At 39.6% G+C, this 12,022-nt stretch carries 7 protein-coding genes; 1 reads left to right on the top strand and 6 read right to left on the bottom strand.

The features are described from left to right. Positions 1–6: 6 nt before the first annotated feature. The 6 genes from BXY_RS09460 to rbsK are packed head-to-tail and all read right to left on the bottom strand — an operon-like array spanning position 7 to position 10,617. Positions 7–1,554, bottom strand: coding sequence for an ADP-ribosylglycohydrolase family protein (locus BXY_RS09460; protein ID WP_015531757.1), 1,548 nt, complete (start codon positions 1,552–1,554; stop codon positions 7–9). A gap of 6 nt (positions 1,555–1,560) precedes the next feature. Beyond that, the gene (locus BXY_RS09455; protein ID WP_015531756.1) at positions 1,561–3,168 is read right to left on the bottom strand and encodes an ADP-ribosylglycohydrolase family protein; all 1,608 of its coding nucleotides are present in this window, start codon (positions 3,166–3,168) and stop codon (positions 1,561–1,563) included. A 12-nt stretch (positions 3,169–3,180) separates the two neighbouring features. Continuing rightward, positions 3,181–5,145, bottom strand: a complete 1,965-nt coding sequence (locus BXY_RS09450; RefSeq protein ID WP_015531755.1) for an ADP-ribosylglycohydrolase family protein — start codon at positions 5,143–5,145, stop codon at positions 3,181–3,183. A gap of 59 nt (positions 5,146–5,204) precedes the next feature. Further along, positions 5,205–6,734 (bottom strand): RagB/SusD family nutrient uptake outer membrane protein, encoded by a 1,530-nt coding sequence (locus BXY_RS09445; protein WP_015531754.1) that lies wholly within the window; start codon positions 6,732–6,734, stop codon positions 5,205–5,207. Positions 6,735–6,748: 14 nt separating this feature from the next. After that, positions 6,749–9,682 (bottom strand): SusC/RagA family TonB-linked outer membrane protein, encoded by a 2,934-nt coding sequence (locus tag BXY_RS09440; protein ID WP_208946796.1) that lies wholly within the window; start codon positions 9,680–9,682, stop codon positions 6,749–6,751. A gap of 20 nt (positions 9,683–9,702) precedes the next feature. After that, positions 9,703–10,617 (bottom strand): ribokinase, encoded by a 915-nt coding sequence (rbsK, locus tag BXY_RS09435; RefSeq protein WP_008642596.1) that lies wholly within the window; start codon positions 10,615–10,617, stop codon positions 9,703–9,705. A gap of 143 nt (positions 10,618–10,760) precedes the next feature. Here rbsK and BXY_RS09430 point away from each other — a divergent pair, with 143 nt between their 5' ends. Continuing rightward, positions 10,761–11,777, top strand: a complete 1,017-nt coding sequence (locus BXY_RS09430; RefSeq protein WP_008642597.1) for a LacI family DNA-binding transcriptional regulator — start codon at positions 10,761–10,763, stop codon at positions 11,775–11,777. Positions 11,778–12,022: the final 245 nt, after the last annotated feature.

The raw sequence follows: 12,022 nt of genomic DNA, 5'->3' as shown, positions 1-12,022 counted from the left end.
TCTCTTTTATTTATAAGGATTGATTGGCTCTGCCGGTATGGATGAATAAACCACCATGTCTTTACATTGAACGGCATATTTTTCATTTGGATTAATCCATTTAATAACCAGTTTGTGAGGTCCTTCCTCTAAATCATAATTATAGAAAATGTCATACTTTCTTTTTATGTAGTCATAAGGCATTTCTATGGTTTCTACTTTCTTGCCGTCAATGTAGGCCTCCAGGATGGCGATGTAATTGTCATTACTATCTTTAACATCTTGTCTGATCATCCCCATTAAAACAACTCCCTTGCCATTGAACTCAAATGTTTTTTCTGTACCGAGATCATATTTGATAACTCTTCTTTCAGAAGGATATAAGCCTTCAAAAGAAACTTCCCATGCTACGGTTTTTGGCTTCTGAATCGTGGTATAGTATTTATCTCCTTTTATTTTTCCTCCGTTTGCTTTTAATACATCACTCAATAGTTTGAGATTAATGTCGTATACAGAACTTAAAGAGATATCTGTGTAAGGGAACTTAATATTTTCACATCTTTCGAGTGCCGGTTTCCAGTATTCGGGGATAGCCTTGTAGCCTTGTATGACTCCAAGAATTCCTGCGGCAGTTGCCGGGTTACAGTCGGAATCTTGTCCGCAACGAGTGGCTATATCCATTGTTTTGAAAAAGTCGCCGTTGCCATATAAAAGTCCCATCACGCAGTAAGCCGCATTGATAGTGGCGTCAATGTTAAATGCATTGAATACCCCTTCCGGGCAGCCAATCTCAAGAGCATGACGGTTTTCTATTTCCAGCCAGCATTTACGCCAGTCATCGGGATATTGTTTCCAATATTTAATAACGTCTATGATGCAACGGTGAAATTTACTTTGTTCGGGTATTGTTTTAAGAGCTTCCGTGATAATTGTATAAATGTCGTTATTTACATAAGCCAATGCATACATTGCTCCCATGTATACACCTCCATACCATCCGTCGCCGTAGTTCATGATATGCCCTATCTTGTCCGAAAAATTGGAGGCGATATTTACCATCCCCGGACATATCATTCCAATGAAGTCTGCTTCAATCTGGAAATCAATATCGTCAGCGTGCGGATTATTTTTCCAATGTCCGGATGCCGGTGGCATAATACCGTGTAATATGTTATATCTGGCTGCCTGGTTGGCATGCCATAATTTGTAATCTGCATTTGCAAAGGCTTTGGCAAATGATTCGGCAGGGGCATTTATCCCTTCTTTTTGCATTACTTCCAGAAAGGTAAGATCCATATATACATCATCATACAATCCCGGATCTTCTGCAAAGATGTCCTTGCAATAGTCATCATACCAGATTATTGGAGTTTTCTCATGAATGATCGCTCCTCTGTATTTAAATTCTGTAGGACCGCCATAGGTGCATCCTATGGTTTGTCCGGCCCAGCCTCCTTTAATTTTGTCGAGCAGTACCTCTTTACTTATTTCAACTGTTTTTCCATATTCTATTTGTGCCATTCCCGATATGGAAAAGGTAAATAGTAGAATGATGTTAATCAGGACTTTTTTCATCTTAACTTATTTATTAAAGTAAAATCTATCATGTTCTTTTTTCTCTGAATAATACATTATGTCGTTGATACGAATAATGTAGTCTTTTTTGCGGTTCAACCATTTCATTTTAACGTGGTGTCTTCCTTCCTTCATGAGGTATTTCCAGGCTGGTTCTACTTTGCGGTCTGTATTTCTCATGGGTAAAGCTGCTACATGGTCCAGTTCTCCGTCAATCCATATTTCCACTTTAGCAACGTAAGGGTCATTGGGCTCTGCCAATCCGAAGACCTCGGAACCGATGTGGCGTGTAGATACACGATTGATATAATCGGGAGTAATACTTCTTGTGCAGCAAATGTTGCCCCAGATAACAAATCCGTTACCATTGAAATCAAATTCAAATGTATCTGTCAGGAAGCAGTCTTTGCGTTCTCTATAGAGTGGATAGGTGTTTTCGAAATTTTGTTCTAAAGGAAGTACATCCGCCTTTTTGATTGGAATTTCTATTTCCCCACCAGATACTTTTCCACCTGTTTTGACTATGAGTTGTTTAGCTTGATCGAAACTCATTTGGTATGCTTTTGCCAACGACATATTCGTTCCTTCAAATGTAAAGTCTTCTACTTCTTTTAAAGGGTTTAACCAGAATGAAGGGATTTTATCATACCCATACATGACGCCGAGTACACCGCCGACTGTAGACGGATTACAGTCAGAATCTTGTCCGCAGCGTGTTGCAATATCGACAGAGTTGGTGAAGTCTCCTTTACCGTAGAGCATAGCTAATGCTACGAAAGCGGAATTGAGCTTGGAGTCAATATTAAAGTTTAGAAATACGCCTTTGGGACATCCTACATCACAGTTCCATTTTTCTTGCAGGAAGTACCAGCAATCTTTCCAGTTGTCCGGGTGCAAAGAATGGAAATTGATTACATCCTGAATACATTGATGGAATGTACTCTCTTCAGGTATGACAGAGATTGCGGTTTTTAAAATCGCTTCAGGACTCTTTTCATAGAAAGCGGAGCTATAAAGAGCTGCTACGAAAGCACCACCATAAAAACCATCACCGCTATTCATAATGTGGCCTACTCTGGAGGCGATATCCAATGCTTCCGGCAGCATTGCCGGAGCCATCAGACCAATGAAGTCTGCTTCGATCTGGAAATCCAGATCGTCTGCATGTGGGTTATTCAACCAATGACCGGAAGCCGGTGGCATGATACCTTGGCGGATATTATATCTACCTGCTTGGTTAGCATGGGCCAAATGATAATCAGCGAATGCAAATCTTTTGGCAAGTTCTTCTTGTGAACAATCCAGGCCAAGTTCATCAAATGCCTCAACAAACGTGCAATCGTTATAAATATCATCGAACAATCCGGGCTTCTTTTCCCACCAATATTTAACGTAACCTTCCGCCCAGGGGATCGGCTGGTAATCTTGAATATAAGTTCCCGTGAACTTAAACTCTGTAGGTGCTCCGAAAACAACACCAATGGTTTGTCCGGCCCATCCTCCTTTAATCTTATCTAAAAGTTCTTTATCAGATAACTTTAACGTTTTTACAGGCTGGGCCTGTACGTTGAGAGCAAAAAGCCCTATGATACATATCGTAATTATTTTCCTCATTTTTCTCTTCCTTTATTTCTCGTAAACTCCTAGTTCGGTAATAGATATGAATGATGATACATTCTTTGTGTATTTATGCCAGTGTTCCTGCACTTTTGCATCCATTAGTACGCGTATTCCCTTGGTTTTTACTGCCGGAAATTCCAAAACATATTGTGCAAACGGAGGTTGGAAAAATACAATATCGGTTTCGGGAAGTGCCGGAGTTGATTTGAATTTACCTACGTCATACCAATGTCCGTCATTTCCAAGATATTGAATGTTTAGAGAAGTAAACCATCCTCCGAATTCCTCCAGACAGCCCATATCTAAAACAAGCATATTGATGTTATGCTCTTCTTTCCAACCGTATCCGAAATAGTCTATTTTAGGCAGATTACTTTTGGCCGCTAATGAATAAAATACAGATCCTACGCCATCTTTGACTCCGTCATTAATTACTTCTACATTTGTTGCGTACATCGGTTTTCCAAAGGTAATCCAGCAAGAATCGAGCACCTCTTCGTTCAGTTTACGGATATTTGCGTAAATAGTATCAGCCTTGGAGGCTATATTCTTGGTTTTAACTAATAACTCAAAGTCTTTAGTGATTGAGTTCTTGTTATTTGCGCTTAATTGTAGGGTAATCGGATATTTTCCGGCTTCTGTAGGAGTTCCTGCCAGTTTACCGTTTTGGAATGTAACTCCTGCCGGAAGTTTACCTTTTACCAGTTCCCATTTGAAATCAGCATTTGTTCTGCAGGCAAATGAGTAATCGGTAGGCTGTCCGATTTCCAAGTCCGGATTCGGGCCGATACAGAATTCCATCGGGGGAATGAATTGTGCTTTAGGGTTAACATATACCATATCACCTTTCACTTTTCCTCCTTTAGAGCAAACCAGTTCGATTGCTTTGTTGTAAGTACGTTCAATCATGTCTTCAATGGAAGCATCGGGAATATCAAACCTGGTGATATTGATATACCGGTCGTTGAAGGGTTTTTCCCATCCTTCGATAGGTTTGGTCAAACTTTCGGGAAGAGACTTTGCACCGTACATTACTCCTAGAAGTCCGGAGATGGTGGCTGCCTGATTATCGCAGTCAAATCCCATTGCACAACTTAAATCCAGCGTCCGTTGGAAATCTCCTTCGCCATACAACATAGCCAAAATCCCGCATAATCCGTTCAGATTAGCATTCCAGATTGTTTTTGTCATGGCTGGCTCATCTATGTAATATTTTTTAGCCATGATTTGACGTGCTTTTACCCAATCTTTAGGATATTTGTCATATAAAGCAATCATCTCTTTTACAGCTATCGCATATCTGTCATCAGCAGGCAGTTCTTTCAAGGCTCGTGTAATCAGTTTGCGGATATCCTTGCAGAAAAAAGCGTCAGCGTACATTGCACCATATAGGACAGTGGGAGATACCGCCCACGAATCGCTTGTGATACGGGCCGCCCAATCACTTTTTCCTGCAGCATACGAAATCATTCCCGGTGCTGTATACGCCCATATCTCGTTAATCAATTGAGGGTCGATCTGATACCAGTGCGGATTCAGATTTTCGTCACCTGTGAACGGAGGGGTGAATCCAAGATGCATTAATCCGAGTGCAGCCCTATTGGCTAGCCATACACGGTCACGGATATGATACACCCATCCTTCACGCATATTGGCATAAGTAGGTTCTACGCCATATTTCTCCATTAATAGTAAGTAGATATACTCAACATCAGTATCGTCATCAGAGAATGCACCGTTATACTTCTGCAATTTATCTATATTTTTAGTGTAACCGAATGGAAATCTGGATTCCGGGGCAGGTTCATCTACAAACTTGTTCTCAAAAGGAAGTCCATATATGTTTCCTACCATTTGCCCGATCCAAGCTCCGGCTATTTTGTCTTTTAACTCTGTCTTTGAAATCTTCTGTGCAGAGATAAATAAGATGTTAGTAATTAAAACAAGTAAAAAGATGATTGGTTTTTTCATACTTATCAGGGTTGATTTGTTGGAAGGTACACTTTTCTATGTGAACCTTCCAATTGTGGTTAATAATCTTTGTTTTGAGATAATTTTGGATTTGCATTTAAAATATCCGTAGGAATTGGAAATACATTTCTAAAAGTTTCTGAACTTTGGTCAGGGTGTGCCCAATATTTTTTCAGATATTTTCCGAAACGTATCATATCTTCATGGCGCCATCCTTCCCATGCCAGTTCTCTGCCTCGTTCTGCATAAAGTTCATCAATCGTCAATTGGCTTGTAGTATATGCATCAAGACCTGCTCTTGTACGAATCTTCTTGAAGTCTGCCAGTTGGATGGCCTCACTTGTTCTGTTTTGTCGTACCAAAGCTTCTACATACATTAATACAACATCGGCATAACGGAAGATGGCAAAGTCGTTGTCCATACTAACTGTATATTCTTTTAAAGAACCATCAGTCTGGTAATGCCATTTCCAGCAGCGTGCACCATCGTATGTGCCACGTCCTCCGTTGCTATTGTAATATTTTTCTTCGGAGAAGACAGGAGTATATTCGAAACCAAGATCCTTTCCGCTTAGGTCTACTTGAGGACCGTATAACCAGCTCTGACTTCTGCGAAGATCTTGTTCTGCGTATGTTTGGAAAAAGTCTGGTTGGCAGAGAAAACCCGACCATGGGGCTGCCGGAATATTAAATGTTGCTTGTGATGCAGCTTCCAATGTCAGCGTATGCAGATAGAATGAACTACTGCTACCACTAGTATATACTCTATCATAAAGGATTACAAAGATGTTCTCCTTAGAATCTTCGTTTTTAATGTCAAAGTTAGTAGAATAGGAGTCTTCAATGCTGTAAGCACCTATATCCATAATGTCTTTACAGGCTTTCTCTGCTTTGTCATACATTGGAGTACCGAACCATGCTTCTGCATTCAGATACATTTTCGCAAGAATACAATAAGCGGCAGCTTGTGTGACCCGTCCATAATTAGTATCTGAAGGCTCCCTGTCTAGGAACTCGATATTGTCATTAATTTCTTTTTCCAGATAATTGAAAATATATTCACGACTTTTTTGTTCCGGGTATTCGGTTTCCGTGTAGTCAGTTGTGAAAGGTACGTTTCCCCAACAAGAAATGGCTTGGTAATAGTAGAAAGCACGCAGTATTTTCATTTCGGCTATAATCTTCTCTTTTCCTTCAAACTGGATAGGTGATAGTTCCGTTTCGTAAATAATTTCATTACATGCAGCAATACCATTAAATATCCAGTTCCAGCCCCTTGTTAATAATTTATTTGCAGGTGGAATTTTATTCGTCTGGATTTCTTCATAACGTCCATTACTGTACCAGGAACCACCACAAGCGGGAACAGCACATTCATCAGAAGCTTGTAAAAGTAGCGTCCATAAACTTTGTTCGGAATTGTATCCTTGTAATTTCGTATATGCCCTACCTGCATTGGCTACCAGTTCCTTCTCATTTTTAAAGAAGTCATTCATAGCTACTCCTGTATAAACAGTTTCGCTAAGATCGGTACATCCGTATAATAATATACAGATAACGAAACTTAATATTATATTTGTCTTTTTCATGGTAATCTTATTTTTTAGAATACTATATTAACTCCAAAAGTAAATTCTGTTGTACGCGGATAATAGCTCAAACTTTCCATACCGGGTTCCAGTCCGGAAAGGGCAACTTCTGGGTCGACACCAGAATAACCGGTGATACAGAATATATTCTGTGCAGTAAGAGACAATCTTAGTCTTTTTATCATTTTAGATGTGAAATCCCAAGTATATCCAAAGGTAACATTATCTAGTTTTAAATAAGAAGCATCCTCTATATATTTGGAGGAATATTTATAGGTCGTACTTGTGAAATTCGTTTGAGATAACCAGTTTGATGAGATATTTCTAAGTCCGATGCTGCTTAGATTTTCATATTCCATCGCATAGTTGTTCAGAATTTCTCCGCCGATAGATGCACGCAGTGAGAAACTCAAGTCGAATTTCTTATATCTGAAGGTATTACTCCAGCTAAGAGTGGCATCCGGATAAGCACAGCCAATTTTTTCCCATTGTTCTTCCGGTACGGAACCGTCTGCATTTTGTCCTAGCAATACATCTTTTCCATCTGTATCAGTTCCTAACCATATAGGACCATAGAAAGTACCCAATGACTGTCCTTCTATCAGACGTTGAGTGTAGCAGGCAGCACTTGTAGACCATCCCACTTTGTATGTTCCGTTAGTGAATTCATCATTGGTGAATTTCACCAATTTGTTTTTATTGTGCGAAACGGTAAGTGAGGTATTCCATGTAAAGTCCCTAGTGTTAAAAGGTGTACCGGATATCGTCAGCTCAACTCCTTCATTAGTTACTTTTCCAACATTCGTAAACAAGGTATTATATACATAAGGAGGTGTTGGCACGATGTAGTCATATAGCAAGTTTGATGTAGTCCGTTTGTAATAATCAAAAGTGAACGAGAGGTGGTTGTCAAACATTGTCATATCGACACCAACGTTGAACTCTGCTTTTTTCTCCCATTTTAGATCCGGATTTGCATTACTTGCAGGTTGATAAGTATTGATCCATTGGCCATTGTAATAGAATTTACCGGCTGTAGTCATCATCATCAAAGATTTGTAGTTTGAGAAATCCTGGTTACCGGTAACTCCGTATCCGGCTCTCAATTTTAAATCATCGATCCATTTGACATTCGAGAGGAATTTCTCTTTATTTATACGCCAACCTACGCTGACAGCCGGGAACCATCCCCACTTATTATTGTCACCGAAACGGCTGGAGCCATCACGACGTAGTGAAGCAGACAAAAGATATTTATCATCGTAGTTGTACATAAAACGTCCGAAGAATCCGATATATGTATTATCTTCTTTATTGGACGACATGCTGGCTTTGCCTTCAGTTAGATTCGTTCCTGTTCCGATGTTATGAGTCTGGTTGTCATCGAAGTCGAAACCGGAATTTGTCATGGATGCAGATGTGCTGTAAGTATACTGGTATGTATATCCGAGTAATGCCTGAATGGAATGTTTTCCGAAAATATTCGAGTAATTTAAAGTAGACTCATATTGTGTATCGTTTTCCTGATAGTTTTCAATATAGGCTTGCCCGTTTGTTCCTATTAAACTTGGATAATAATGTGTGTAGTATTCACGTGTCTCATATTGTTCCTTGTCGTATGAAACAAAGTTCTCCCATTTTAATCCTTTTATAGGCAATATGTTTAGAGTAGCACGAATATTTGCACCATAATTATCATTCTTACTTTCCATGTTCCTTTCGTTAATGATCGCTACCGGATTGTAATATTCCATTGCTTTGATACGGCTATATCCTCCGGCATCCGGATCGCTGTCGTCATAAACAGGCTCTGTTGGATTATGGGTAAATGCCTGCATAAAAGCACTTGTAGAGGAAGGGCTGTATTTGCGATGAATGATATTCAGGTTATAATCCAAATCGACCCATTTATCTAATAATGACTGGCGAATATTGGTACGTGCCATTAGCTTTTCGGAGCTATTATGCTTTTGCAAGCCATCGCTCTTTTCATAATTGAAAGAAGTGTGGTGTGAGAACTTCTCGGAACCTCCGGATATAGACAAGTTGTGCTTATGGCTGAACGGAGTTTGTGTAATTTCTTTAAACCAATCGGTATCACTGTCAAAAATATAACTTTCCAATTCTGGGCGATATTCCTTGATAACAGATTTGTATTCGCTTGCCGATAAAGGTTTTGCTCTGCGTGAAACGACTCCCACGGTGAGTTGCCCATCATAAGAAACTTCCGTTTTGCCACTTCTTGCACGTTTAGTTGTGACGATGATTACTCCATTCGTACCTCTTGTTCCATAAATAGCAGCTGCCGAACCATCTTTTAATACGTCAATTGATTCCACTTCCTGAAAATTGATATTTCTGATATCTGCACCTGCCACCCCATCAATAATAATTAATGGACCTTGGCCTGCGGAAAGCGTGTTTGTTCCGCGAAGTAATACTTCGTATTTGGCTGTCGGATCAGCACCGTTCGGGTTGATAATTTGTAATCCTGCCACTTTTCCTTGCAACATTCCCATAGCATTGGTGAATGTTCCAGGATTGAGGTCATCTTTCTTCATGCTGGTAACCGATCCTGTAAGCTCTTTCTTTGTGGTAGAGCCGTAGCCGATTACTACAACGTCATTAAGCACTTTCGAGTCTTCGCGCAGGTGTATTACAAGCTGTGTCTGATTTCCTACTTGTTGTTCAACAGTTGCATAACCTACATAAGATATAACCAATACATCAGAAGGATTCGCTTTTACATTGAAGGTTCCATCAACTCCTGTAATAGAACCATTTGTTGTACCTTTAACAAGGACACTGGCACCGATAATGGGTTCATTTGCTTCATCGAGGACTGTACCTCTTATTGCCTTCTGGGCAATAGCATCATTGCTCATCAAAGAAAATACTATTAACAACATACTTGTCAATAGACCGTGGATTGAACATTGTTTTATCATAATAACAGAATTAAGGATGATTATTGTATTTCTTTTCTCAAAGGTATAGATACTTGTGCTCCCATTCTGGTAACAGAAATAGAAGAGGCTTTACTTGCAAATATAATTGCATCTTTTAGATTTTTGCCCTCAGACAGAGCTACGCACAATCCGCCGCAGAATGTATCTCCGGCAGCGGTTGTGTCTACTGCTTCTACCTTGAAGGCTGGAATGTGGATAAACTCATTGTTTTCATAGGCGAGAGCTCCTTTGGCTCCCATCGTAATAATGACAGTTTTTATGCCTTTCGAACTAATATAACGAATCGCTTCTTTTGCCGATTCATCATCTGTAATGTGCATTCCCGAGATGATTTCAGCCTCTGTGACATTAGGAATAAGAATGTCGACATTGGCTAATAACTCGTCAGGCAGTTGTTGGGTAGGGGCAGGGGCGGGATTTAATATAACGGTAATTCCATCTTTTTTCGCCATTTTGGCTGCATAAGTGACACTCTCGATTGGAGTTTCCAACTGCATGATGACGATGGATGCCTGTTTGATGGCAGGTTCTGCATGCTGTATGTCATCAATAGATAAAGTCCCGTTGGCTCCGGAAGCAACAACAATACAGTTTTCCCCTTTTTTGTCGACATTGATAAGAGCTACTCCTGACGGTTCCTGCGGGGTAATTCCTACATAAGTAGTGTCGATCTTTTCTTTGTGAAACATTTCCAAGGTTTCATTTCCAAAAATGTCATTCCCTATTTTACATATGAAAGTGACATCTCCTCCTAGTCTTGCAGCAGCTACGGCTTGGTTAGCTCCTTTGCCGCCATGATTCATTAAGAAGTTTCCTCCCAGAATTGTTTCTCCTGGTTTTGGTAGACGGTCTGATTTGATAACCATGTCCGTATTACTACTACCTATCACTACGATTTTCTTCTTTGTGTCCATATAATGAGTATTAAGTATTAAGGCGAATTGAATCGTAAACGATGCGCAATCGTTTGTGCAAATATAGAAATTTTTTTCAAAACAAAATATTTTTCTTGCTTTTTTCTCAAATAAAATGTTATTTTTGCAAAAAACAGCCAGTAATGAAGAAAACTCTGATTGATGTATCAAAGAAAACTGGGTACTCTATCTCTACGATTTCCAGAGTGTTAAATGGGAAATCAGAGAAATATAGGATCAGCCAGTCTGCTAAGGAGGTTATTTTGCAGTCCGTTAAAGAATTGAACTATCAGCCTGATATAGTTGCGCAAAGTTTGCGCAATAACACGACATATACTATAGGCCTTCTTGTACCACACATAGATAATCCTTTTTTTGCCAATATAGCAAGTGTTGTCATCCGTGAAGCACAACGTTATAATTATACTGTCATGCTTATCGATACCCTGGAAGATCCTGTTCAGGAAAATAAAGCTATCGATTCGCTTCTATCGCGTAAAATAGACGGCATTATTTTGGTTCCAACCGGTGAAAACCCTTCTAAACTCGAGGAAATTAGTACTAGAACTCCGATTGTGCTAATTGACCGCTATTTTGAGAAGCATAATTTGCCATACGTAGCTACTGATAATTATATAGGAGCTTATCAGGCAACGAAATTATTATTAGAATCGGGGCATAGTAAGATTCTCTGTATTCAGGGGCCGGATATTTCTATAACAACTAAGGAACGTGTGCGCGGGTATCTTGATGCGCTTCGCGAAGCTGGTTATCAGGATAACGCAATGATAAGAGGAAATGAGTTCTCGATTCAGAATGGTTATATTGAGACTAAGTTGGCTCTGAACTCTACCACAAAACCTACTGCTATATTTGCGTTAAGTAGTACAATTCTTTTGGGAGCCGTCAAAGCATTAAATGAGCATAAAGTGAGAATTCCTCAAGATATGTCTATCATTTCGTTTGATGATAACTTATATCTGGACTATTTGAACCCTCCTATTACTCGTATTGCACAATCACTGGAGAATATTGGCATTATTGCTGTAAAAATGTTGATGCAGAAGATTTTGGAAGAAACTGAATTACATTCGGAGATTCTTTTGAAACCTAATATTATAAAACGGGATTCGATAAAGGTGTTAACTGATAGAAAGTAGTATTTTAGATAATAGAAAAAATCGGGCTTGAACAATGTCAAGCCCGATTTTTTACATATTAATACCGTTTCTTATGCTGCCGGATCTGGTGCTTCACCACCGCCTTCATTTCCACCTTCTCCGTTGCCTTCATTTCCATTGTCAGGCGTACTTGACACCATTGCCTTTTGACACCAACTATATGAATTTATAAGTATCAAGAGTTCTGGGCTCAGTTGTAATTCTTGGGGATTGGGGGGATTTGA

The sequence above is a fragment of the Bacteroides xylanisolvens XB1A genome, assembly GCF_000210075.1.
GTDB lineage: Bacteria > Bacteroidota > Bacteroidia > Bacteroidales > Bacteroidaceae > Bacteroides > Bacteroides xylanisolvens.
Note: the sequence above shows the minus strand (reverse complement) of the source record. Positions and strands in the feature narration are given on the sequence as shown.

Bases quoted from the DNA above. Each gene is read 5' to 3' on its own strand.
- BXY_RS09430 (WP_008642597.1), top strand. From the start codon at position 10,761: ATGAAGAAAACTCTGATTGATGTATCAAAGAAAACTGGGTACTCTATC.
- BXY_RS09455 (WP_015531756.1), bottom strand. From the start codon at position 3,168: ATGAGGAAAATAATTACGATATGTATCATAGGGCTTTTTGCTCTCAAC.
- BXY_RS09450 (WP_015531755.1), bottom strand. From the start codon at position 5,145: ATGAAAAAACCAATCATCTTTTTACTTGTTTTAATTACTAACATCTTA.
- BXY_RS09440 (WP_208946796.1), bottom strand. From the start codon at position 9,682: ATGATAAAACAATGTTCAATCCACGGTCTATTGACAAGTATGTTGTTA.
- BXY_RS09445 (WP_015531754.1), bottom strand. From the start codon at position 6,734: ATGAAAAAGACAAATATAATATTAAGTTTCGTTATCTGTATATTATTA.
- BXY_RS09460 (WP_015531757.1), bottom strand. From the start codon at position 1,554: ATGAAAAAAGTCCTGATTAACATCATTCTACTATTTACCTTTTCCATA.
- rbsK (WP_008642596.1), bottom strand. From the start codon at position 10,617: ATGGACACAAAGAAGAAAATCGTAGTGATAGGTAGTAGTAATACGGAC.